We start from the raw sequence: 23,605 nt of genomic DNA on the forward strand, positions 1-23,605 counted from the left end.
TAATAAAAGAAAACCCCACCGTGATGGGCATGTCGTGAAAACAGGGGGCAAGGGATGTTGCTAAAGAAAGAATGTGGTCGTCAGCTGTCTGCGCTGAGTTTATGCCTGGCAGTGATGTTTGCTCCACTGTTAACCGCCCAGGCCGACGAGCCTGAAATTGTGCCGACGGACAGCTCCGCAGCGACAGGCGCGCAGCCGACGTCATTGTCTCAGCCGCTGGAACAGTCTCCGGCGACCGCCGTCATGGCCGGCATTAAGCCGTTGCCGGAAGGCATCGATATCGAATCGCTTAGCCAGCAGCTCCTCTCAGGGTTGCCGTCAGGCTACACGCCCGCCTATATCAATCAGCTCACGCTGCTTTATGCAGCCCGGGACATGAAACCCATGTGGGAAGATCGTGATGCCGTGCGCGCGTTCCAGCAGCAGCTGGCAGAAGTGGCGATTGCGGGTTTTCAGCCGCAGTTTACGAAGTGGGTTGAGCTGTTAACCGATCCAGCCGTCACTGGCCAGGCGCGGGACGTGGTGCTTTCCGATGCCATGATGGGCTATCTGCAGTTTGTGGCGGGTATTCCGGTCAACGGCAACCGCTGGTTATATAGCGATAAGCCCTACAAGCTGGCGACGCCAGCGCTGTCGGTGATCAACCAGTGGCAGCTGGCGCTGGATAATGGCGATCTGCCGCGCTTTATTGCCAGTCTCGCCCCGGCGCACCCGCAGTATGCCACCCTGCATGAATCGCTCCTCGCGCTGGTGGGCGACTCGCGTCCCTGGCCGCAAATGCGGGGTACCGCGACGCTGCGTCCAGGCCAGTGGAGCAGCGATGTTCCTGCTCTGCGCGAAATCCTGAAACGCTCCGGTATTCTTGAGGACGGGCCGAAGATTGCCCTGCCGGGCGACGATCCGCAAAGCGCGGTTGTGAGCCCGTCAGCGCCGGTGAAAGAGAAGAAGGCCGCTCTCCTGAGCGATAAACCTGCGGCATACGATCGCGAACTGGTTGCTGCGGTTAAGCAATTCCAGGCTGCGCAGGGGCTGGGTGCCGACGGGGTAATAGGTCCGTCAACGCGCGACTGGCTTAACGTCTCTCCTGCGCAGCGGGCAGGGGTGCTGGCACTGAATATTCAGCGTTTGCGCCTGCTGCCGGGCACCTTGTCCACAGGCATTATGGTGAATATTCCGGCCTATTCCCTGGTCTATTATCAGGATGGCAGCGAAAAACTGGCCTCGCGCGTCATTGTCGGGCGTCCGGATCGTAAAACACCGATGATGAGCAGCGCGTTAAATAACGTGGTGGTTAACCCACCGTGGAACGTGCCGCCGACGCTGGCACGTAAAGACATTCTGCCAAAGGTCTGGAACGATCCGGGTTATCTGGAACGTCATGGCTATACGGTGATGCGCGGCTGGAACAGTAAAGAGGCGATTGATCCTTACATGGTCGACTGGTCGACGATTACGGCTTCCAACCTGCCGTTCCGCTTCCAGCAGGCTCCCGGGGCGCATAACTCCCTGGGGCGTTACAAATTCAATATGCCGAGTTCAGATGCTATCTATCTGCACGATACGCCGAACCACAACTTGTTCCAGAAAGATACCCGCGCCCTCAGTTCAGGCTGCGTGCGCGTAAACAAAGCCTCGGAGCTGGCCAATATGCTGTTGCAGGATGCGGGCTGGAACGATACGCGTATTTCTGACGCCCTGAAACAGGGGGATACGCGCTACGTGAATATTCGACACAACATTCCGGTCAATCTTTACTATCTGACGGCATTTGTGGGTGAAGACGGGCGCACTCAGTATCGTACAGATATTTACAATTATGATCTCACTGCGCGATCCGGCGCACAAATTTTGCCAAAAGCGGAACAATTAATCAGGTAAATGAAGTAGTTCGGGAAAAATGATTGTCGTAAGTTATGGTGAATAGGGGGCGATATCGCTGTAAGCCGCGTATTCACTGGGGTTGGGCGCCTTGACGTACCCCGTTTTGCCAGTTAAGGTGCCCTTCGTGCGCTAAGCATACTTACGATTTCATTGACCTGTAGACCTGATTATCATGGACAAATTTGACGCTAATCGCCGCAAACTGCTGGCGTTAGGTGGTGTTGCGCTTGGCGCAGCGGCCATCTTGCCGACGCCAGCATTTGCCACGCTCTCGACACCTCGTCCGCGAGTTTTAACGCTCAACAATCTTCATACCGGTGAGTCGCTAAAAGCGGAGTTTTTCGATGGCAGAGGCTATATTCAGGATGAATTAGCAAGACTCAACCATTTTTTCCGTGATTTCCGCGCGAATAAAGTAAAAGCCATCGACCCAGGATTGTTTGATCAGTTGTTCCGCCTTCAGGGCCTGCTGGGCACCAGGAAGCCCGTGCAGCTCATTTCTGGTTATCGCTCACTGGATACCAATAATGAACTACGCGCCCATAGCCGTGGGGTAGCGAAAAAAAGCTATCACACGAAGGGACAGGCAATGGATTTCCATATTGAAGGCGTTTCGTTAGCCAATATTCGCAAAGCTGCGTTATCTATGCGCGCAGGTGGTGTAGGATATTACCCCAGCAGCAACTTTGTGCATATTGATACCGGTCCGGTCCGGCACTGGTAATAACGAAACACAGGAGCAGTATGAACTATCGTATTATTCCGGTTACCGCGTTCTCCCAGAACTGTTCATTGATCTGGTGCGAGCAAACCAAACTGGCCGCGCTTGTTGATCCCGGCGGCGACGCCGAGAAAATCAAGCAGGAAGTCGCCGACAGCGGTGTGACGCTGATGCAGATTTTACTGACGCATGGTCATCTCGATCATGTTGGCGCAGCGGCAGAGCTGGCACAGCATTTTGGTGTGCCGATCATCGGTCCGGAAAAAGAAGATGAGTTCTGGCTGCAGGGGTTACCTGCCCAAAGCCGCATGTTTGGCCTTGATGAGTGTCAGCCTCTGACGCCCGATCGCTGGCTGAACGAAGGAGAGCGCGTTAACGTAGGGAATGTGACTTTAAAGGTGTTGCATTGTCCTGGGCATACGCCAGGCCATATCGTCTTCTTTGATGACCAGTCTCGTCTGCTGATTTCGGGCGACGTGATTTTCAAAGGCGGCGTAGGACGCAGCGATTTTCCGCGCGGCGATCACGGGCAACTGATTCAGTCGATCAAACAGAAGTTATTGCCGCTGGGCGATGACGTGACGTTTATCCCTGGACACGGTCCGATGTCGACGCTGGGCTATGAACGGCTCCATAATCCGTTCCTTCAGGATGAGATGCCTGTCTGGTAAACCTGGATAAATAAAAAAGCCTGCTGAACGCAGGCTTTTTTGTGGGCGTAAATTACAGTACGGCGACAATCGCTTCGCACAGAGGCGCCATGTTGTCAGGCGTCATCCCTGCCACGTTCACGCGACCGGAAGCCACGGCGTATACGCCAAACTCTTCACGCAGACGCAGAACCTGCTCTTTGGTCAGGCCGCTGAAAGAGAACATGCCGTTCTGTTTGATGATGAAGCTGAAGTCACGGTCTGCGCCTTTCTCGGCCAGAGTATTAACAAACAGCAGACGCATACGCTGGATACGCTGGCGCATATCGTTCAGCTCTTGTTCCCAGATCGCGCGCAGCGCATCGTTGCTGAGAATGGTTGCAACAACGGACGCACCGTGTGCCGGTGGGTTAGAGTAGTTCGCGCGGATAACCGATTTCATCTGGCTGAAGGCACGATCGACGGTTTCGTCGTTAGCCGCAACCAGCGTACAGGCACCTACGCGCTCATTGTACAGACCGAAGTTCTTGGAGTAGGAGCTGGCAACGATCAATTCCTGGTGCACGGCTGCAAAAGCGCGCAGGCCTTCTGCATCTTCTTCCAGTCCACGGGCGAAGCCCTGATAGGCGAAGTCAAACAGCGGCAGCCAGCCTTTCTCTACGGAGAGTTTAGCCAGCTGTTCCCACTGCTCAAGCGTCGGGTCGATACCGGTTGGGTTATGGCAGCAGCCGTGGAACAGCACCACATCACCCGCCTGCGCTTCGTTCAGGCTTGCCAGCAGGCCATCAAAGTCGAGAGCATGGTTTGCCGCATCGTAGTAAGCGTATTCGCGCACTTCCAGACCTGCAGAGTTAAAGACGCTCTTGTGGTTCGGCCAGCTTGGGTTGCTCACCCAGACACGCTTAACAGAGGTGTTTTTCGCAAGGAAATCCGCCGCCACACGCAGTGCGCCGGTACCGCCTGGTGTCTGTGCTGTACGCGCACGTTTGTCACTCACAATTGCGCTACCTTTACCGAACAGCAGCTCCTGCGTGCAGCGACCAAATTCAGGAATACCATCAATACCGAGGTAGTTTTTGGTGGTTTCATTTTCCAGCAGATACTGCTCAGCTTTCTTTACGCTGGTCAGTACCGGGGTTTTGCCGGTTTCATCTTTATATACACCAATACCCAGGTTGATTTTGCCAGGGCGGTCGTCGGCACGAAACAGATCGGCCAGGCCCAGAATTGGGTCGGCAGGAGCGGCGGTAATGTTCTCAAACATGACGAAGTTCCATTGTGATTACAGAAGTGAAATCCGCTATCAGGTTAACGGTAGATTTACAAAATGCCAACCGTTTGCGACGAAAAGCGTGCGGCTTTTCAAAAGTCGCCATTATTTTCTGTCAGGCATAAAAAAACAGGGCCGAAGCCCTGTTCATTAAGCATATAACAAAGTGGTGTTCTGATTAGAACTGGTAGGTTACACCCACAGCAGCCATATCGTCGTTGCCGTTCAGACCGCCAACTGCTTTCGCGTAGTCGGTGTCTTTGTCCAGCAGGTTGATGTAGTAGTCAGCCCACACGTTGAAGTTTTTGTTGAAGTAGTAAGTGGTACCCACCTGGATGAATTTAGCCAGGTCTGCATCGCCACCGCTGAAGCCGCCGACGGCAGCCAGGTCTTTACCTTTGGTCTGCACGTAGGAGATGGCTGGACGCAGGCCGAAGTCGAACTGGTACTGAGCAACCACTTCGAAGTTCTGCGTTTTGTTAGCAAAACCAGCATCACCGCTAGAACCGGTACGGGTGGTGTTACGGGTTTCTGCATAGGTGGTTGCCAGGTACAGGTTGTTAGCGTCATATTTCAGACCAACACCCCATGCTTCAGCTTTGTCACCCTGACCATCAGCTTTCTGGTTCAGAGTACGGTTAGCGTTGCTGTAAGATGCGATTGCACCGAAGCCTTCGCCGAAGTCGTAACCCAGGGAGTAACCTACGCCGTCACCGTTAGAGGTTTTAACGTCAGCACGGTCGTTTTTACCCTGGTACTGTACGCCCAGGCTCAGACCGTCAACCAGACCGAAGAAATCGCTGTTACGGTAGGTCAGCAGGCCGGTGCTACGGCTGGTCATAAAGTTATCAACGTAGTTACCGCCCCAGGTCATACCTGAGAAGGACGGTGCCATATCGGTGTATGACTCAACGTCGTAAACGATACCGTAGTTACGACCGTAGTCGATGCTGCCAGCGTCGCCCGCTTTCAGACCGGCAAAGGCCAGACGGTTTTTGTTTTTCTGTGCAGTGTTTTCCGCATCATTGGCCATGAAGCGGTATTCCCACTGGCCGTAACCGGTCAGCTGGTCGTTGATCTGAGTTTCGCCTTTGAAACCGATCTGCGCGTAAGTTGCGTCGTTGTTGTTAGTGTTATCACCAGAGGTCACGAAATCGTGCTCGGCGTTAACTTTCCCGTAGAAGTCCAGTTTGTTGCCGTTCTTGTTATAGATTTCTGCAGCGTTAGCTGCACCGGCTACCAGCAGGGCAGGGATTACCACTGCCAGAATATTGCGCTTCATCATTATTTATTACCCTCATTGGTTTTTTTATGACACTCGCCACTGCCGTCAATAAATTCTGTCAATAAATATTTCCGGAACTATTGATGAGAGTTAGGTGTCTTTATGTATCTGACAGGCATCTTTCCATTCACCGAAGCGTTTCGCTAGCCTGAAAGTGCTACAATTCTCAAGATTGAGTTACAAAAAGAAAATATGTGTAACTAAATGTGTATTTTTCGGAACTTTGTGAACCATCTCAAATTTCAGAACGCCCTGGCGAATTAAACAGCAGATTGTTTCTTATATATATGAATTCCTTATGATTAATTTGGATAAAGGCAATTCCTATAAACAGATGTTAAACGATTCGTTTTTTCTTATGACCGAAAAAAGACTTCTGGATGGCTGAAAAAGTGGTTGAAAATTGTGCTATTGCTTGAGGGTGTAATAATCGCAATAAGAATAGGGTTTATTTTTTGTGGCTAGATGTTTCTCGGAAACAAAACGTAACAGGTAGTGGTTGTGACGGGGTGGTGCTTTAAAAACACTGACTTTGCGCTGACGAAAACTGACAGTGCAGAATAAAATAATGGCCAGCAAATGCTGGCCATGGTCTGTTTTTTTGCTCTTAGAAGCTGGCGTTACGTGGCGTACGCGGGAACGGAATCACATCACGCACGTTCTGAACACCGGTAACGTAGGCGATCAGACGCTCGAAGCCCAGGCCGAAACCTGAATGCGGAACGGTGCCGTAACGACGAAGATCGCGATACCAGCTGTAGTCCGCAGGATTGAGACCCATCTCTTCCATGCGCGCGTCCAGCACATCCAGACGTTCTTCACGCTGAGAACCACCGATGATTTCACCGATGCCAGGCGCCAGGACGTCCATCGCTGCGACGGTTTTACCGTCTTCGTTAAGGCGCATATAGAAGGCCTTGATGTCTTTCGGGTAGTTTTTAACGACAACCGGCGCTTTGAAATGTTTCTCGGCCAGATAGCGTTCGTGCTCAGACGCCAGGTCAACGCCCCAGTAAACCGGGTTCTCGAACTTCTCACCGCATTTCTCGAGGATCGCAACCGCGTCGGTATAGTCCACCTGCGCAAAGTCGGCAGAGACAAAACGTTCCAGACGGGCGACCGCATCGCTGTCTACGCGCTCAGCGAAGAACTTCATATCGTCCGGACGCTCTTCCAGCACCGCTTTGAAGACGTACTTCAGCATCGCTTCTGCCAGACCGGCGACATCGTCGAGGTTAGCAAACGCCACTTCCGGCTCCAGCATCCAGAATTCCGCCAGGTGGCGGCTGGTGTTGGAGTTTTCAGCACGGAAGGTAGGGCCGAAGGTATAAATCTTAGACAGTGCACAGGCGTAGGTTTCGCCGTTGAGCTGACCGGATACCGTCAGGAATGCCTCTTTACCAAAGAAGTCTTTGTCATAGTCCACTTTACCTTCTGGCGTGCGCGGCAGGTTTTCCATGTCCAGCGTCGAGACGCGGAACATTTCACCCGCACCTTCCGTATCGGAGGCGGTGATCAGTGGGGTAGACACCCAGAAGTAACCCTGCTCATCGAAGAAGCGATGCAGCGCCTGAGCCAGCGTATGGCGCACGCGTGCCACCGCGCCGATCAGGTTGGTACGTGGACGCAGGTGCGCCACTTCACGCAGGTACTCAATGCTGTGACGTTTTGCCGCCATCGGGTAGGTGTCCGGATCTTCAACCCAGCCGGTCACTTCAATCGCAGAGGCCTGAATTTCGAAACTCTGGCCCTGACCCGGAGACGCCACAACCACGCCGGTCACAATGACGGAACAGCCGGTTGTCAGGTGCAGAACGTCATCATTGTAATTGGGCAGAGAATTATTAATGACGGCCTGTACAGGATCAAAGCAGGAACCGTCATAGACGGCGAGGAAGGAGATGCCAGCTTTAGAATCTCGGCGGGTACGCACCCATCCGCGCACGGTGACTTCCTGGTCAACGGCGACACGGCCCTGGAGTACGTCGGCTACAGGCACAACGCTCATAATATTCTCTCTGTTAATAGTCGGAAAAAATAAACACTTGTCCACCCTTATGGGGGGATATCTATGTTACCTGCCATCCGCTATCAGACAAGTAAATTTCGCAGTCAAAAGAGAAGAATTGAGAAATAAATAAGGGAAGGGAGCCCTTCAGGCTCCCGTAAGCGCTTAACTGGCTTTTTTGATCTGCGGGAGATCGAAGGCTTTGCGCAATGCGCGGACAAACGCTTTGTCATGGCAGATGGTTTTACCCGGGCTGTCGGAGAGTTTCGCCACCGGCTTGCCGTTACATTCCACCAGCTTTATCACAATATTCAGAGGTTTTACCTGAGGAATGTCGCAGGTCAAACGGGTACCAATCCCGAAGCTCAGGTTCACTCGGGTGTTGAAATGGCGATAAAGTTCAACCGCTTTCGCCAGGTCAAGATTATCGGAGAAAACCAGCACCTTGCTCATCGGGTCAATGCCGAGTTTTTGGTAATGGGCTATCGCCTTCTCGCCCCATTCAACCGGGTCCCCGGAATCGTGGCGTAACCCCTGATAACGCTCAGCAAACTCAGGTCCGAAGTCACGCAGGAAGGCATCCATCGTAATGCAGTCGGTGAGGGCGATCCCGAGTTGATTCGGGTACTCCTCAAGCCATGCGGCGAGGGCCGCGCGCTGGCTGTTAGCCAGATCCGGGCTGATTTGCTGATGCGCCTGGAACCACTCGTGCGCCTGGGTGCCCATCGGCGTCAGGTTGAGGCGACGCGCCAGGTCGTAGTTACTGGTGCCCACGAACCACGGCTCCTGCTGCAGACGTTTAACGATGGCCTGCTGAACCTCGCGAGAGAAACGGCGACGGGTGCCGAAATCCATCAGGCGGAAGCGGGACATATCCAGCCCTTCGGTCAGCGTGGTGAAGGCTGCAAGTTTATTTTCCAGCGAGGCGACCGCCTGGGCGACGCCCATTTCCGGCGAACGGTAGCGGTGAGCCAACTCGCTGATCACTGCCAGCAGCGGCACTTCCCACATGATCACTTCCCGCCACGGACCTTCAAGGCGAATATCCAGCTTGCCGTTCTCGTTGGTCACGGTGACCTGCTCCGGCTTATAGCGGAAATCACGCAGCCAGTTCAGGTAATCGGTTTTAAAGAAAGGCAGGCCAGAAAGCCACTGGTATTCATCGTCCTGCAGCGTCAGATGCTGCATCGCATCGACCTGTTCACGAATGGAGTCTGCGTAGATACCGAGCAAATCGTCACCACGGCAGCGGAATTCCGCCGCGACGTGAACGTCATAGTAATGGTGGAAAACGGCTTGCTGCATATGCAGTTTATACGCGTCGGTATCCAGCAACGTATGCAGAACCGGAGAAGCGAATTGAGTCATAGGTGCGCTGTAGCATCCTCTCACGGGAGCGTTTAGTACAATAAACAACTCCGGAGTATACCTTGTTTAGTGATTTATTGAACCCCGATCACAACATAAGCACACTTTATGGTCGAGGGCATTTTGTGCCCCGTGTTATACAAATGTAGCGAAAAAGGTGTTTCTGCCTGAAAAGATGAACATTCTGCATAGCGCGTTTTGCGCAACAGGAATATATTGAAACGTTACTCGACAAACGATGCATAAGGTTTTCTATGACACAACAGCCACAAGCCAAATACCGCCACGACTACCGTGCGCCGGAATACCTGATTAGCGATATCGACCTGACGTTTGACCTGGATGCCACAAAAACCGTCGTGACGGCGGTGAGTCAGGTGACGCGCCACAGTGCGACTGCCGTGCCGCTGCGTCTCGATGGCGAAGACCTGACGCTGGTCTCCCTGCATATTAATGATGAACCCTGGTCAGACTATAAAGAAGAAGGCAACCAGCTGGTCATCGACAACCTGCCGGAACGCTTTACGCTGCGCATCGTGAATGAAATCAGCCCTTCAGCCAACACGGCGCTGGAAGGGCTTTACCAGTCAGGCGTGGCTCTATGTACCCAGTGTGAAGCCGAAGGTTTCCGCCATATCACCTGGTACCTGGACCGCCCGGACGTCCTGGCGCGCTTCACGACGAAAATCATCGCCGATAAAACGCTTTATCCGTTCCTGCTCTCCAACGGTAACCGCGTCGGTGAGGGCGAACTGGAAAATGGTCGTCACTGGGTGCAGTGGCAGGATCCGTTCCCGAAACCGTGCTACCTCTTTGCGCTGGTGGCGGGTGATTTTGATGTGCTGCGCGATACGTTCAAAACCCGCTCCGGGCGTGAAGTGGCGCTGGAGCTGTTTGTTGACCGTGGCAACCTTGACCGCGCACCGTGGGCGATGACCTCGCTCATCAACTCCATGAAGTGGGACGAAGAACGTTTCGGCCTCGAATACGACCTCGACATCTATATGATCGTCGCCGTCGATTTCTTCAACATGGGCGCGATGGAGAATAAAGGTCTCAACATCTTTAACTCCAAATACGTACTGGCACGTACCGACACCGCTACCGATAAAGACTACCTTGATATCGAACGCGTCATCGGCCACGAGTATTTCCATAACTGGACCGGTAACCGCGTCACCTGCCGTGACTGGTTCCAGCTGAGCCTGAAAGAGGGACTGACCGTCTTCCGCGATCAGGAGTTCAGCTCCGATCTGGGCTCTCGTGCGGTAAACCGTATCAACAACGTCCGCACTATGCGCGGCCTGCAGTTTGCGGAAGATGCCAGCCCAATGGCGCACCCAATCCGTCCGGATAAAGTCATTGAGATGAACAACTTCTACACCCTGACGGTGTATGAGAAGGGCGCTGAAATTATCCGTATGATCCACACCCTGCTGGGCGAAGAGAACTTCCAGAAAGGGATGCAACTCTATTTTGAGCGTCATGACGGCAGCGCGGCGACCTGTGACGATTTTGTGCAGGCGATGGAAGATGCCTCTAACGTGGATCTCTCGCACTTCCGCCGCTGGTACAGCCAGGCCGGGACGCCGATTGTCACCGTTAAAGACGACTATAACCCGGAAACCGAGCAATACACCCTGACCATCAGCCAGCGCACGCCGCCAACCGCCGAGCAGGAAGAAAAACATCCGCTGCACATTCCGTTCAGCATTGAGCTGTATGACAACGAAGGCAAAGTGATCCCGCTGCAGAAGGGCGGTCATCCGGTACACCACGTACTGAACGTAACCCAGGCAGAGCAGACCTTTATCTTCGATAACGTCTATTTCCAGCCGGTGCCTGCGCTGCTGTGCGAATTCTCCGCCCCGGTGAAGCTGGAGTACAAGTGGAGCGATCAGCAGCTGACGTTCCTGATGCGTCACGCCCGCAACGATTTCTCCCGCTGGGATGCCGCGCAGAGTCTGCTGGCGACCTACATCAAGCTGAACGTGAACCGTTACCAGCAGGGCCAGCCGCTGACGCTGCCGGTGCATGTAGCAGACGCGTTCCGTGCGATCCTGCTGGATGAATCTATTGATCCGGCGCTGGCGGCTGAAATTCTGACCCTGCCGTCGGCAACTGAAATTGCCGAGCTGTTTGACATCATTGACCCGATTGCCATCGTGGCCGTGCGTGAAGCGCTGACCCGCACGCTGGCTGCTGAACTGGCGGACGAATTCCTCGCCATCTATAACACCAATAAGCTTGATGCTTATCGCGTTGAGCACGCGGACATTGGTAAACGTTCTCTGCGTAACACCTGCCTGCGTTATCTGGCGTTTGGTGAAACCGAGCTGGCGAACACGCTGGTGAGCACGCAGTATCATAAAGCGGACAATATGACCGACGCGCTGGCCGCGCTGGCGGCGAGCGTTGCCGCTGAACTGCCGTGCCGCGATGCGCTGATGCAGGAGTACGACGACAAGTGGCACCAGGATGGTCTGGTGATGGACAAATGGTTCATTCTGCAGGCGACCAGCCCGGCGGCCGATGCGCTCAGCAAAGTCCGCAGCCTGCTGAAGCACCGTTCGTTCACCATGAGTAACCCGAACCGCGTGCGTTCCCTGATTGGTGCGTTTGCCAGCAGCAACCCGGCCGCGTTCCACGCGGAGGACGGCAGCGGTTATCAGTTCATGGTGGAAATGCTGACCGAACTGAACAGCCGTAACCCGCAGGTGGCGTCGCGTCTGATTGAGCCGCTGATCCGTCTGAAACGCTACGATGCGAAGCGTCAGGCGAAAATGCGTGCCGCGCTTGAACAGCTGAAAGGGCTGGAAAACCTGTCCGGCGATTTGTACGAGAAGATCGCGAAAGCCTTAGCGTGATGTAAAAAAGCCCGGTGGGCAGGTAAAAGCAAAACGGCAACCCAGGTTGCCGTTTTTTGTGTTTTCGCCCTCTCCCTGTGGGAGAGGGCCGGGGTGAGGGCATCAGGCATTAGCCTTAACTCGCTGTAACTCCGTTCCCCCGCGCTTCATCACCCGATCCAGCACTTCTGCCTCCAGCTCCGCCAGCCTTGCCGAACCGACACGGCGTGGCCGTGGAAGGTCCACCGTCAGATCCAGACCAATTTTTCCGTCTTCTATTAACAGCACCCGGTCGGCCATCGCCACGGCTTCGCTGACGTCATGCGTGACCAGCAGAACCGTGAATCCATGCGTCTGCCACAGGGATTCAATCAGATCCTGCATTTCGATCCGCGTTAAGGCGTCGAGCGCGCCGAGCGGCTCATCAAGCAACAGCAGGCCCGGACGATGAATCAACGCCCGTGCCAGCGCCACGCGCTGCTTCTGCCCACCCGACAGCGCAGCAGGCCATTCACCGGCGCGGTTTTCCAGTCCGACGGCGGCCAGCGCCTGACGGGCTTCATCCCGCCAGTGTCCTTTGAGCCCCAGCCCGACGTTATCAATCACCGTCTTCCAGGGCAGCAGTCGCGCATCCTGAAACATCATGCGGGTATCGTCCTGAATAGTGGCCAGCGGCGTTGTCCCTGCCAGAATGTCGCCGCCGTTAGGGGATTCTAGTCCGGCCAGAAGGCGCAGCAGCGTACTCTTGCCGCCGCCGCTGCGCCCGACAATGGCCACAAACTGCCCGGCGGGAATATGCAGATCCAGAGCGTTAAGAATGGTGTTTTCGCCGTAGCGTTTGGTCACGCCGTTTAGCAGTAACGGTGTCCCCTGATTCAGTCGTGCCGTATTCATGCTTTCGCCTCCTGAAGGGTATACGCCGGGTTCCAGCGTAGCCAGCTGCGTTCCAGCCACTGGGCGCTGACGTCGGCCAGTTTGCCGAGCAGGGCATAAAGGATAATGGCAACCACCACGACGTCCGTTTGCAGGAACTCGCGGGCGTTCATCGCCAGGTAGCCGATGCCAGAGTTAGCCGAAATGGTTTCCGCGACAATCAGCGTCAGCCACATCAGGCCGAGGGCAAAACGCACCCCGACCATGATGGAGGGCAGGGCGCCCGGCAGGATCACGTGTAGAAAGAGCGAAAAACCCGACAAGCCATAGCTCCGCGCCATCTCCACCAGGCCGCGATCGATATTGCGGATGCCGTGCCAGGTATTAATGTAAATCGGGAACAGCGTGCCCAGCGCCACGAGGAAGATCTTCGCGCTCTCATCAATCCCAAACCACAGAATGACCAGCGGGATCAGCGCCAGATGCGGCACGTTACGCAACATCTGAATGGAGGTATCCAGCAGCCGCTCACCCCAGCGGGAAAGACCGCTGATCAACCCCAGCACCAGCCCGATGCTGCCGCCAATAGAGAACCCAATCACCGCGCGCCAGGAACTGATCGCCAGATGCTGCCACAGCTCACCGCTGACGCTCAGCGACCAGAACGCTTCTACAACGCCCTCAGGAGAGGGCAGAATACGGCTCGACAGCCAGCCGGTGGATGATGCGAGCTGCCAGAGAGCCACAATGCCGACGGGTAAAAACCACGGCGCGGCGCGCAGCAGCCATTTTTGTGAGGTGGCAGACATGGTCACTCCTTAGCTTTGCGCGGCTTTTCGAGGGATAAATTCGTTTGCCACCGCTTCTCCCTGCAGCTGAAGCTGCTGTGGCTGCGGTATTTCCGGGATGGCCACATCCAGATGCGGGAATAACAGCTCGCCCACTTTGTAGGCCTCCTCCAGGTGCGGATAACCGGAGAGAATAAAGCTGTCGATACCGAGGTCCGCGTATTCATTAATCCGCGCTGCCACGGTCGGGCCGTCCCCGACCAGCGCCGTGCCCGCACCGCCGCGAACCAGGCCAACGCCTGCCCACAGGTTCGGGCTGATCTCCAGCTTCTCGCGCTTGCCGTTGTGCAGGGATGCCATTCGGTGCTGTCCGACGGAGTCGGTTTTGGCAAACGCGGCCTGCGCCTTTGCGATGGTCTCATCGTCCAGATGGGATATCAGACGGTCTGCCGCCCGCCAGGCCTCTTCAGTGGTTTCGCGAACAATCACGTGCAGACGAATACCGAAGCGCACCTTGCGGCCATGGGCGGCCGCTTTAGCGCGCACCTGGGCAATTTTCTCTTTCACCAGCTCAGGCGGTTCGCCCCAGGTCAGATACAGATCGACCTGCTCGGCAGCCAGATCCTGGGCTACATCCGACGACCCGCCGAAATAGAGCGGCGGGCGTGGCTGTTGTACCGGCGGAAAATAGAGTTTCGCGTCACGAACGTGGATATGCTTGCCTTCGAAGGTGACGGTTTCACCTTCAAGCAGGCGCCGCCAGACGCGGGTGAACTCGGCAGAAGCCTCATAGCGCTCGGTGTGGTCGAGGAACACGCCATCGCCTGCCAGTTCCTGCGGATCGCTGCCCGTCACCAGGTTAAACAGGGCACGACCGTTGGAGAGTCTGTCCAGCGTTGCCGCCTGACGCGCTGCCACGGTGGGGGAGACCACGCCTGGACGTAACGCAACCAGGAACTTCAGACGCTGGGTGACCGGTATCATCGACGCGGCGACCAGCCAGGCATCTTCACATGAACGCCCGGTTGGGATCAGCACGCCGGTGAAACCGATGCGGTCCGCCGCCTGTGCAATCTGCTGCAGGTAGCCATGGTCAACCGGGCGGGAACCCTCTTCAGTGCCAAGATAGTGGCCATCTCCGTGGGTAGGTAAAAACCAGAAAAGATTCAGACTCATGATTTAGCTCCTTCTTTGCCTGCGGGTTGCCAGATGCGTTCGCGAATATCGACCTGTTTTGGCACCAGGCGGTTTTGATAGAAGAGGTCAGCGGTTTGTTGCTGTAGCGCGGCGACGTGCGCATCCACGGGTGAAATGGTGGTCGGCGGACGGTGGCTGAGGTAGCTCGCAATCACCGGTTCAGGTAAGCCCATGGTTTTCGCCAGCAGCGCTATGCTTTCCTGACGCTGGCTTTGGGTCAGCGTGTCGGCCTGCGTAAAGGTATCCAGTACGTTCTGAATAAATGCACCATTCTTTTCCGCGTAAGGACGCGCGGCAAGGTAGAACGAGCCGGTCTGTTTCAGCGTCGTGCCATCCTTCAGCACACGCACGCCTCCTTGCAGTAATGCTGCGGAGTAGTACGGATCCCAGATAGCCCAGGCATCAACATTCTTCTGCTGGAACGCGGCACGAGCGTCGGCTGGGGTCAGGTAAACAGGCTGAATGTCCGTGAATTTCAGCCCGGCCTCCTGTAAAGCGCGCAGCAGCAGGTTGTGTGAACTGGAGCCTTTCTGAAAAGCGACCTTATGACCTTTTAGGTCGGCAACGCTTTTAATCTCGCTGTTTTCAGGCACCAGAATCACTTCGGCCTTCGGTTTAGGCGGTTCAACGCCGACATAAACGAGGTCCGCCCCCGCAGCCTGGGCGAATATCGGCGGAATATCGCCTGTGCTGCCAAGATCGATACTGCCTACGTTTAAGGCTTCCAGCATCTGAGGGCCGGCAGGAAACTCGATCCAGGCAAATTTGGTGTCCGGGAAGCGTTTTTCCAGAAGCTGGTGACTTTTTGCCAGCACCATACTGACGCTGCCTTTCTGATAGCCAATGCGTAAACTGTCCGGCGCTGTTTCTGCGGCCTGAGCCAGCCCGGTCAAGGCCATCAGGCCAGCCAGCCCGAGGCGGGTTAAGGTTTTAAACATGTGCGACTCCTTGAGGCTGGCCAAACGCAGGTGCCTGGATATCCCGGCGATGCAGCGCGTGCCAGAAGGTTTCCAGCGCAGCATCGAGGCGCGTTTGCAGATTCGGCGTAAAGTGCGGCTTGTGTTGATAATCAATGACCTGCGAATCGTCCGCGAAAACCCCATGAAGAATCTCTTGTGCTTTCAGGGCATTCAGGACCGGTTTCAGGGCATAATCCACCGCCAGTAAATGGGCAACCGTTCCGCCCGTTGCCAGCGGCAGCACCACTTTGCCGTCCAGTGCGCGCTCCGGCAGTAGATCGAGCAGGGTTTTCAGTGCGCCAGAAAAAGAAGCTTTATAGATCGGTGTCGCCACAATTAAACCGTCTGCCTCTTTCAGTTGCTCTGTGAGGGTTTTCAGCGCAGGGCTGTCGAAACGGGCGTACAGCAAATCTTCGGGTTCGAAGTTATGCAGATTCCAGTGGCACACTTCCACATCCAGCGCATTGAGCTTTTCACGGGCATATTCCAGCAGGGCGCTGGAACGCGAAGGGAATCGTGGACTTCCGGCCAGGGTAATGACGCGCATACTTCCTCCTTATAACCAATTGTTTGCTTTTATCTAACATTCATAACAATTTTCAGGAGTGTGACACCGCGCGGTTATTCCACTAAATGATTTATCTGCAATTAAAATGCGAAAAAGTGCATAAGAAAGAGACCGGGAGGTAAACGTTTGCGTTTTACGCTGATTTTTTTGCCGCAGGTCAATTCCTTTTCGCCGCGGGATCGCCCATAATCCCCTCCCGGTTTGCACACCGGGAATCCAGGAGAGTTCATGTACTACCCCTTCGTTCGTAAAGCCCTTTTCCAGCTCGACCCTGAGCGCGCTCATGAATTGACATTCCAGCAATTACGTCGCATTACCGGAACGCCTCTGGCGGCTCTGGTGCGCCAGAATGTGCCGGAAAAACCTGTGCAGTGCATGGGTCTGACCTTTAAAAACCCGCTAGGTCTGGCGGCCGGTCTGGACAAAAACGGCGAGTGCATTGATGCCCTGGGCGCAATGGGCTTTGGCTCCATTGAAATCGGTACCGTTACCCCGCGTCCACAGCCGGGAAATGATAAGCCGCGTTTGTTCCGCCTGGTGGAAGCCGAAGGGCTAATCAACCGCATGGGCTTTAATAATCTCGGCGTTGATCACCTGGTCGAGAACGTGAAAAAAGCCCATTTCGATGGGGTGCTGGGCATTAATATCGGTAAAAATAAAGACACGCCGGTTGAGCAAGGTAAAGATGACTATCTGATTTGTATGGAAAAAGTCTACGCCTATGCCGGTTACATCGCGGTGAATATTTCATCGCCGAATACCCCGGGCCTGCGTTCTTTACAATATGGCGAAGCGCTGGACGATCTTCTCAGCGCCATTAAAAATAAACAAAATGAACTGCAGGCGATCCACCATAAATATGTTCCGGTCGCGGTGAAGATCGCGCCGGATCTTTCGCCTGAAGAATTGATCCAGGTTGCCGACAGTTTAGTTCGCCATAATATTGATGGTGTTATTGCGACCAATACGACGCTCGATCGCTCCCTCGTTCAGGGAATGAAAAACTGTGACGAAGCGGGTGGGTTAAGTGGCCGTCCGGTACAATTAAAAAGCACCGAAATTATTCGTGCTCTGTCTGCAGAATTAAAAGGGCGCTTGCCGATTATTGGTGTCGGCGGTATCGACTCGGTGATTGCTGCGCGCGAGAAGATGGCGGCAGGGGCATCGCTGGTGCAAATCTATTCCGGCTTTATTTTTAAAGGACCACCGCTGATTAAAGAAATCGTTACCCATATCTAATCTTTTCTCTTAATCAGACAACCAGGGCTTTATTTCCAGCCCTGGTTGTTTTATATTCCGTCACTGTTGCTTATTTAGACATTCTGGTCTTTTATTAATGGTGTTATAAACGAAGCGACAATCAGGACATTTTTAGTACAGGACGTTTGGGGACGGGAGAGAAACATGCGAATTAAACCTGACGATAACTGGCGCTGGTATTTTTGCGACGAGCACGATCGTATGATGCTCGATTTAGCCAATGGCATGTTGTTTCGTTCTCGTTTTGCCCGCCGAATGTTAACCCCGGACGCGTTTTCACCCTCGGGCTTTTGCGTTGACGATGCTGCACTTTATTTCTCCTTTGAAGAAAAATGTCGCGATCTGGTGCTCTCTAAAGAGCAGCGTGCCGAGCTGGTATTAAATGCGCTGGTGGCGATTCGTTTCCTGAAACCGCAAATGCCGAAAAGCTGGCATTTCCTGCCGCACGACATGAACTGGACGCCAGCAACGGGTGATGCGGCCAGCGTCAATCTGAGCGATACCGCCGAAGAGGTGAGTTTGTTAGTGGTGGAGCCGGGCGAAAATGCTGCGCTTTGTCTGCTGGCGCAACCCGGCGTGACGATTGCCGGGCGCGTAATGCAGTTAGGGGATGCGATCAAAGTTATGAATGACAGGCTGAAGCCACAGGTGCGTGTCGATTCCTTCAGCCTCGAACAGGCGGTTTAAGCTTCCAGCTGTACGGATGTTTTCGGTACGCAGCTACAGCACAGAATTGTGCCGTCGTTTCCCACTGCCGATTTCTTCAGCGCAGTCACTTCTCCCTCTACCAGCTTGATGCGACAGCATCCGCAGATTCCCGCACGACAAGAATACGGTACGCGAATACCGGCCTGTTCCAGTTGCTCCAGCAGCACCTGCTGATTGTTGCCACGAATAATTTTGCCCTGCCAGTGAATATCCACGGCAGAGGCGACGTTCGTCTCAACTTCAACGCTTTCTTCTTCCTGACCGGCGCCGTACACTCTCGCAGGCCCGCGGGCGAGGATTTCGACCTCATCGCCCACGCGGATCACACCGCTGGAGCGGGGGATCAGGTTCTGGCCGAAATCGACATCGCCGTTATCCTGGGCGGTGCGGAACGATTGCAGCGTTTTCAGCGGTTCGCCAGAGGGGTGCTTTTGCCCTTTTTCCGGACTCACGGTGGTAAAGATACAGCGGCTGCACGGCTTGACGACATCAAAGATGACGCTACCAATGCGGATCGTTTTCCAGGTGTCTTCTTCCCACGCATCGGCACCGGTTACCACCAGGTTCGGACGGAACTGCTCCATCTGCACGCTGGCTTTACAGCGGTTTTGTAAATCACGCAGCGACGCCTCGTTGGTCAGCAGGAACGGGAAGCCGTCGGCGAAGGAAAGCGGAACGGCATCGTGGCGCTTCACGCGGCGCGTCAGTTCAGGCCCCACCCAGCGCAGCTGCACGTCACGGGAAAAGAAGCCGCTTAGCCAGCGGTTAATCTCTTCCGGAGCGATGCGCGCGGTAAAATGGTTACCCCAGACTTCCGTTGGCGCGTCGACGGGCGCAAAATCAGCAAAGCGAATCACCGTGCTGGAACCGTCCGGCGCGGTCAAATGCAATCCGTCATGAAGCGGGGAAGGGGTAAAGCGAACCATCTGCGGGAACTGGCGCGCGGTGATGAACGTACCGTCAGGCTCGGTGACCATAAAAATACGATCGAAGGCAAATCCGCTCATGTCTGCCAGTGCGTGAGAAACGCCAATGCCGCGCATGGATTTCACCGGATGAATAAAAAGCCTGGATAACGTCGCCACTGCATACTCCCGCAAATGAAAATAAGCCTTCAACTTTATGACATACACGCCATATTAGCTATAATGCGCGACAATTTTCTAAGAGTAAAAGTGACGATATGAATTCTCTGTTTGCCAGTACGGCCCGTGGGCTGGAAGAGCTGTTAAAAACTGAACTGGAAGCCCTGGGTGCGCAAGAGTGCCAGGTAGTTCAGGGTGGTGTCCATTTTGAGGGCGACACGCGGCTTATTTACCAGAGCCTGATGTGGAGCCGTCTGGCGTCGCGCATCATGCTGCCGATGAAGGAGTGCAAGGTCTATAGCGACCTTGACCTCTATACCGGCGTACAGATGATCGACTGGACAGAGATCTTCACCCCAAATGCCACCTTTGCGGTGCATTTCAACGGCGTGAACGATGAGATCCGCAACAGTCAGTACGGTGCGCTGCGCGTGAAAGACGCCATTGTGGACTGCTTCACCCGTAAGAATAAGGAACGCCCTAATGTCGATCGCGAAAATCCGGACCTGCGTATCAACGTCTGGCTGAACGGCGACACGGCGAGCATTTCTCTCGATCTGAGCGGCGCGGGTCTGCATTTACGTGGCTATCGCGATCGCACCGGGATGGCGCCGATCAAAGAAACCCTTGCCGCAGCCATTGTGATGCGCTCCGGCTGGCAGCCAGGCACACCGCTGCTCGATCCGATGTGTGGTTCCGGTACGCTGCTGATTGAAGCCGCAATGCTGGCTACCGACCGTGCGCCAGGGCTGCACCGCGGTCACTGGGGCTTTAAAGGCTGGGCGCAGCATGATGAAGCCCTCTGGAAAGAGGTCAAAGATGACGCGCAGAGCCGTGCGCGTAAAGGCCTGGCAGAGTACACCTCGCATTTCTATGGTTCGGACAGCGACCCGCGCGTGATTGAACGTGCGCGAAGCAACGCCCGTCGAGCGGGTATCGGTGAGCTGGTCACCTTCGACGTGAAAGATGTCGCGAACCTGACCAACCCGCTGCCGAAAGGCCCGTACGGTACCGTCATCAGTAACCCGCCATACGGTGAGCGTCTGGACAGCGAACCGGCGCTGATCGCCCTGCACAGCCTGCTGGGCCGCAATATGAAAGACTATTTTGGCGGCTGGAATCTGTCTCTGTTCAGCGCGTCGCCGGAGCTGTTGAGCTGTCTGCAACTGCGCGCCGATCGCCAGTTTAAAGCGAAAAACGGTCCGCTGGACTGTGTGCAGAAAAACTACCATCTGGCAGAAAAAGCGGCGGACAGTAAGCCAACCGGCGTGGCGGAAGATTACGCCAACCGTCTGCGCAAGAACCTGAAGAAATTCGAGAAGTGGGCGAAACAGGAAGGGATTGAATGTTACCGCCTGTACGATGCCGACCTGCCGGAGTACAACGTGGCGGTTGATCGCTACGCCGACTGGGTCGTCATTCAGGAATATGCTCCGCCAAAAACCATTGATGCACAAAAAGCGCGCCAGCGTATGCTGGACGTGATTGCGGCCACCATCGCCGTGCTGGGCATTGCGCCGAACAAGCTGGTGCTGAAAACCCGCGAGCGTCAGAAGGGCAAAAACCAGTACCAGAAGATGGGCGAGAAGGGTGACTACATTGAAGTGGGCGAATATAACGCCCGCCTGTGGGTTAACCTGACCGACTATCTCGATACCGGTCTGTTCCTTGACCACCGTATCGCCCGCCGTATGCTCGGCCAGATGAGCAAGGGGAAAGATTTCCTCAACCTGTTCTCCTATACCGGCAGCGCGAGTGTGCATGCCGGCCTCGGCGGCGCGCGCAGCACCACTACCGTGGATATGTCGCGTACCTACCTGGAGTGGGCTGAGCGTAACCTGCGTCTGAACGGTTTAACCGGGCGCCAGCATCGCCTGATGCAGGCTGACGTGCTGGGCTGGCTGCGTGATACCGATGAACAGTTCGACCTGATCTTTATCGATCCGCCGACCTTCTCCAACTCTAAGCGCATGGAGGATAGCTTTGACGTTCAACGCGACCACCTGCGCCTGATGACCGACCTGAAGCGCCTGTTGCGTAAAGGCGGCACCATTATGTTCTCGAACAACAAACGCGGCTTCCGTATGGATCACGACGGTTTAGCAGCCCTGGGACTGAAAGCACAAGAAATTAGCCAAAAAACGCTGTCTCAGGACTTCGCCCGTAACCGTCAAATCCATAACTGCTGGTTGATTACCGCGGTCTGAAAGGAATAATAAATGTCTTTAATTAGTATGCACGGCGCGTGGCTCTCTTTCAGTGACTCACCGCTTCTCGATAATGCAGAGCTGCATATCGAAGATAACGAACGCGTCTGTCTGGTGGGCCGTAACGGCGCGGGTAAATCCACGCTGATGAAAATCCTCAACCGCGAGCAGGGGCTGGATGACGGCCGCATCGTGTACGAGCAGGATCTGATTGTCTCCCGCCTCCAGCAGGACCCGCCGCGCCATGTCACCGGCAGCGTGTACGACTTCGTGGCGGAGGGGATCTCTGAGCAGGCGGAATACCTGAAGCGCTATCACGAGATTTCGCATCTGGTCATGACCGACCCGAGCGACAAGAATCTCAATGAGCTCGCAAAAGTGCAGGAGATGCTCGATCACCACGGCCTGTGGCAGCTTGAAAACCGCATTAATGAAGTGCTGGCACAGCTTGGTCTGGAAGCGGATATGGAGCTGTCTGCGCTCTCCGGCGGCTGGCTGCGTAAAGCGGCCCTGGGCCGCGCGCTGGTCAGCGGGCCGAAAGTACTGCTGCTGGACGAACCGACGAACCACCTGGATATCGAAGCCATTGACTGGCTGGAAGGGTTCCTGAAAACCTTCAGCGGCACCATCATCTTTATCTCGCACGACCGTTCGTTTATTCGCAATATGGCGACCCGTATTGTCGATCTCGACCGCGGTAAGCTGGTCACTTATCCTGGCGATTACGATACCTATCTGCTGGAGAAAGAAGAAAACCTGCGCGTGGAAGAGCTGCAGAATGCTGAGTTTGACCGCAAACTGGCGCAGGAAGAGGTCTGGATCCGCCAGGGCATCAAAGCCCGCCGTACCCGTAACGAAGGCCGTGTGCGTGCCCTGAAAGCGATGCGCCGCGAGCGCAGCGAACGCCGCGAAGTGATGGGCAGCGCCAAAATGCAGGTTGAAGAGGCATCCCGCTCCGGCAAGATTGTCTTCGAAATGGAAAACGTTAACTATCAGGTTGACGGCAAAGTGCTGGTAAAAGATTTCTCTGCTCAGGTCCAGCGCGGCGACAAAATTGCGCTGATTGGCCCCAACGGCTGCGGCAAAACCACATTACTGAAGCTGATGCTGAGCCAGTTGCAGGCTGACAGCGGCCGTATTCACTGCGGCACCAAACTTGAAGTGGCCTACTTCGACCAGCACCGCGCGGAGCTGGATCCGGACCGCACGGTAATGGATAACCTCGCTGAAGGTAAGCAGGAGGTCATGGTAAACGGTAAGCCGCGCCATGTGCTGGGCTACCTGCAGGACTTCCTGTTCCATCCGAAACGTGCGATGACGCCGGTTCGCGCCCTGTCCGGCGGGGAACGTAACCGCCTGTTGCTGGCACGTCTGTTCCTGAAGCCAAGCAACCTGCTGATCCTCGATGAACCGACGAACGATCTGGATGTCGAAACGCTGGAATTGCTGGAAGAGCTGATCGACGGGTACCAGGGAACCGTGATGCTGGTCAGCCACGATCGTCAGTTCGTTGATAATACCGTGACCGAGTGCTGGATCTTCGAAGGGGAAGGGCGAATTGGACAGTATGTGGGCGGGTACCACGATGCAAAAGGGCAGCAGTCACAGTCTCTGGCGCAAAAACAGTCAAAGTCCAAAACAAGTGCTGAACCTGCTGTAACAAAAGCAGAAACAGTCAAGAAAAGCTCGGCTAAACTAAGCTATAACCTGCAGCGCGAACTGGAGGGGCTTCCTCAGCGTCTGGAAGAGCTGGAGGCGGCGCTTGAAGATCTTCAGGCACAGGTTGCTGATGCCTCATTCTTTACCCAGTCACATGACTATACTCAGAAAGTATTGGCTGAACTGTCCGCGGCTGAAAAAGCCCTGGAAGAAGCATTTGAGCGCTGGGAGTACCTTGAGTCTCTGAAGAACGGCGCATAAACAGGGATAAC

At 55.0% G+C, this 23,605-nt stretch carries 18 protein-coding genes; 8 read left to right on the top strand and 10 right to left on the bottom strand.

The genetic code is table 11. From position 1 onward, the window contains the following. Window positions 1-54: 54 nt before the first annotated feature. From ldtD to G0034_RS07545, 3 genes are all read left to right on the top strand, one after another. Window positions 55-1,878, top strand: coding sequence for a L,D-transpeptidase (gene ldtD, locus G0034_RS07535; protein WP_179120683.1), 1,824 nt, complete (start codon window positions 55-57; stop codon window positions 1,876-1,878). Between the two features lie 175 nt (window positions 1,879-2,053). Further along, window positions 2,054-2,605: a peptidoglycan L,D-endopeptidase MepK gene (mepK, locus tag G0034_RS07540; RefSeq protein WP_014883230.1), complete on the top strand. Its 552-nt coding sequence runs from the start codon at window positions 2,054-2,056 to the stop codon at window positions 2,603-2,605. A 20-nt stretch (window positions 2,606-2,625) separates the two neighbouring features. After that, on the top strand, window positions 2,626-3,273 hold the full coding sequence (locus tag G0034_RS07545; protein WP_179120684.1) for an MBL fold metallo-hydrolase: 648 nt from the start codon (window positions 2,626-2,628) through the stop codon (window positions 3,271-3,273). A 52-nt stretch (window positions 3,274-3,325) separates the two neighbouring features. Here the strand turns inward: G0034_RS07545 and aspC are convergent, their stop codons facing one another. From aspC to pncB, 4 genes are all read right to left on the bottom strand, one after another. Beyond that, window positions 3,326-4,516, bottom strand: a complete 1,191-nt coding sequence (gene aspC, locus G0034_RS07550) for an aspartate transaminase (protein WP_014883232.1) — start codon at window positions 4,514-4,516, stop codon at window positions 3,326-3,328. A gap of 184 nt (window positions 4,517-4,700) precedes the next feature. Then, window positions 4,701-5,807 carry a porin gene (locus G0034_RS07555; RefSeq protein WP_014883233.1) on the bottom strand — a complete coding sequence of 369 codons (1,107 nt, stop codon included), beginning with the start codon at window positions 5,805-5,807 and terminating at the stop codon, window positions 4,701-4,703. A gap of 607 nt (window positions 5,808-6,414) precedes the next feature. Further along, window positions 6,415-7,815: an asparagine--tRNA ligase gene (gene asnS / locus G0034_RS07560; protein ID WP_014883234.1), complete on the bottom strand. Its 1,401-nt coding sequence runs from the start codon at window positions 7,813-7,815 to the stop codon at window positions 6,415-6,417. Between the two features lie 165 nt (window positions 7,816-7,980). Then, a complete protein-coding gene (gene pncB / locus G0034_RS07565; protein ID WP_023332556.1) occupies window positions 7,981-9,183 on the bottom strand; it encodes a nicotinate phosphoribosyltransferase in 1,203 nt (400 codons plus the stop codon). Between the two features lie 254 nt (window positions 9,184-9,437). On the opposite strand from pncB, the gene pepN reads away from it, so the two are divergent. After that, entirely contained in the window at window positions 9,438-12,050 is a 2,613-nt protein-coding gene (pepN, locus tag G0034_RS07570; RefSeq protein ID WP_047028046.1) for an aminopeptidase N, read from the top strand. 102 nt (window positions 12,051-12,152) lie between these two features. Here the strand turns inward: pepN and ssuB are convergent, their stop codons facing one another. From ssuB to ssuE, 5 genes are read right to left on the bottom strand one after another with little or no spacing between them, the layout of a single operon-like run. After that, the gene (ssuB, locus tag G0034_RS07575) at window positions 12,153-12,923 is read right to left on the bottom strand and encodes an aliphatic sulfonates ABC transporter ATP-binding protein (RefSeq protein ID WP_014883237.1); all 771 of its coding nucleotides are present in this window, start codon (window positions 12,921-12,923) and stop codon (window positions 12,153-12,155) included. Next, a complete protein-coding gene (gene ssuC / locus G0034_RS07580) occupies window positions 12,920-13,711 on the bottom strand; it encodes an aliphatic sulfonate ABC transporter permease SsuC (protein ID WP_014883238.1) in 792 nt (263 codons plus the stop codon). Before ssuC ends, ssuB begins: the two co-directional genes overlap by 4 nt. Before the next feature lie 9 nt (window positions 13,712-13,720). Then, window positions 13,721-14,866, bottom strand: a complete 1,146-nt coding sequence (ssuD, locus tag G0034_RS07585) for an FMNH2-dependent alkanesulfonate monooxygenase (RefSeq protein ID WP_032637061.1) — start codon at window positions 14,864-14,866, stop codon at window positions 13,721-13,723. Continuing rightward, window positions 14,863-15,825 (bottom strand): sulfonate ABC transporter substrate-binding protein, encoded by a 963-nt coding sequence (locus G0034_RS07590; RefSeq protein ID WP_047626943.1) that lies wholly within the window; start codon window positions 15,823-15,825, stop codon window positions 14,863-14,865. The genes ssuD and G0034_RS07590 overlap by 4 nt, the downstream gene beginning before the upstream one ends. Further along, window positions 15,818-16,393: an NADPH-dependent FMN reductase gene (gene ssuE / locus G0034_RS07595; RefSeq protein WP_014883241.1), complete on the bottom strand. Its 576-nt coding sequence runs from the start codon at window positions 16,391-16,393 to the stop codon at window positions 15,818-15,820. The genes G0034_RS07590 and ssuE overlap by 8 nt, the downstream gene beginning before the upstream one ends. A 249-nt stretch (window positions 16,394-16,642) precedes the next feature. Between ssuE and pyrD the strand changes: the two genes are divergently transcribed. Beyond that, the gene (gene pyrD, locus G0034_RS07600; RefSeq protein WP_014883242.1) at window positions 16,643-17,653 is read left to right on the top strand and encodes a quinone-dependent dihydroorotate dehydrogenase; all 1,011 of its coding nucleotides are present in this window, start codon (window positions 16,643-16,645) and stop codon (window positions 17,651-17,653) included. Between the two features lie 165 nt (window positions 17,654-17,818). Then, window positions 17,819-18,361 carry a cell division protein ZapC gene (zapC, locus tag G0034_RS07605; RefSeq protein ID WP_014883243.1) on the top strand — a complete coding sequence of 181 codons (543 nt, stop codon included), beginning with the start codon at window positions 17,819-17,821 and terminating at the stop codon, window positions 18,359-18,361. Here zapC and G0034_RS07610 read toward each other — a convergent pair. Further along, a complete protein-coding gene (locus G0034_RS07610; RefSeq protein WP_032637058.1) occupies window positions 18,358-19,467 on the bottom strand; it encodes a YcbX family protein in 1,110 nt (369 codons plus the stop codon). The two genes, zapC and G0034_RS07610, sit on opposite strands and share 4 nt — an antisense overlap. A gap of 98 nt (window positions 19,468-19,565) precedes the next feature. Between G0034_RS07610 and rlmKL the strand changes: the two genes are divergently transcribed. Continuing rightward, window positions 19,566-21,674, top strand: coding sequence for a bifunctional 23S rRNA (guanine(2069)-N(7))-methyltransferase RlmK/23S rRNA (guanine(2445)-N(2))-methyltransferase RlmL (rlmKL, locus tag G0034_RS07615; RefSeq protein ID WP_023332608.1), 2,109 nt, complete (start codon window positions 19,566-19,568; stop codon window positions 21,672-21,674). Between the two features lie 12 nt (window positions 21,675-21,686). Then, a complete protein-coding gene (locus tag G0034_RS07620; protein WP_014883246.1) occupies window positions 21,687-23,594 on the top strand; it encodes an ABC transporter ATP-binding protein in 1,908 nt (635 codons plus the stop codon). The last annotated feature ends 11 nt before the right edge of the window (window positions 23,595-23,605 follow it).

The sequence above is a fragment of the Enterobacter sp. T2 genome (genome assembly GCF_010692925.1).
GTDB lineage: Bacteria > Pseudomonadota > Gammaproteobacteria > Enterobacterales > Enterobacteriaceae > Enterobacter > Enterobacter kobei.

Bases quoted from the DNA above. Each gene is read 5' to 3' on its own strand.
- asnS (WP_014883234.1), bottom strand. From the start codon at position 7,815: ATGAGCGTTGTGCCTGTAGCCGACGTACTCCAGGGCCGTGTCGCCGTT.
- zapC (WP_014883243.1), top strand. From the start codon at position 17,819: ATGCGAATTAAACCTGACGATAACTGGCGCTGGTATTTTTGCGACGAG.
- G0034_RS07620 (WP_014883246.1), top strand. From the start codon at position 21,687: ATGTCTTTAATTAGTATGCACGGCGCGTGGCTCTCTTTCAGTGACTCA.
- G0034_RS07555 (WP_014883233.1), bottom strand. From the start codon at position 5,807: ATGATGAAGCGCAATATTCTGGCAGTGGTAATCCCTGCCCTGCTGGTA.
- aspC (WP_014883232.1), bottom strand. From the start codon at position 4,516: ATGTTTGAGAACATTACCGCCGCTCCTGCCGACCCAATTCTGGGCCTG.
- mepK (WP_014883230.1), top strand. From the start codon at position 2,054: ATGGACAAATTTGACGCTAATCGCCGCAAACTGCTGGCGTTAGGTGGT.
- pncB (WP_023332556.1), bottom strand. From the start codon at position 9,183: ATGACTCAATTCGCTTCTCCGGTTCTGCATACGTTGCTGGATACCGAC.
- ssuE (WP_014883241.1), bottom strand. From the start codon at position 16,393: ATGCGCGTCATTACCCTGGCCGGAAGTCCACGATTCCCTTCGCGTTCC.
- ldtD (WP_179120683.1), top strand. From the start codon at position 55: ATGTTGCTAAAGAAAGAATGTGGTCGTCAGCTGTCTGCGCTGAGTTTA.
- ssuB (WP_014883237.1), bottom strand. From the start codon at position 12,923: ATGAATACGGCACGACTGAATCAGGGGACACCGTTACTGCTAAACGGC.
- pepN (WP_047028046.1), top strand. From the start codon at position 9,438: ATGACACAACAGCCACAAGCCAAATACCGCCACGACTACCGTGCGCCG.
- ssuD (WP_032637061.1), bottom strand. From the start codon at position 14,866: ATGAGTCTGAATCTTTTCTGGTTTTTACCTACCCACGGAGATGGCCAC.
- ssuC (WP_014883238.1), bottom strand. From the start codon at position 13,711: ATGTCTGCCACCTCACAAAAATGGCTGCTGCGCGCCGCGCCGTGGTTT.
- G0034_RS07545 (WP_179120684.1), top strand. From the start codon at position 2,626: ATGAACTATCGTATTATTCCGGTTACCGCGTTCTCCCAGAACTGTTCA.
- rlmKL (WP_023332608.1), top strand. From the start codon at position 19,566: ATGAATTCTCTGTTTGCCAGTACGGCCCGTGGGCTGGAAGAGCTGTTA.
- G0034_RS07590 (WP_047626943.1), bottom strand. From the start codon at position 15,825: ATGTTTAAAACCTTAACCCGCCTCGGGCTGGCTGGCCTGATGGCCTTG.
- pyrD (WP_014883242.1), top strand. From the start codon at position 16,643: ATGTACTACCCCTTCGTTCGTAAAGCCCTTTTCCAGCTCGACCCTGAG.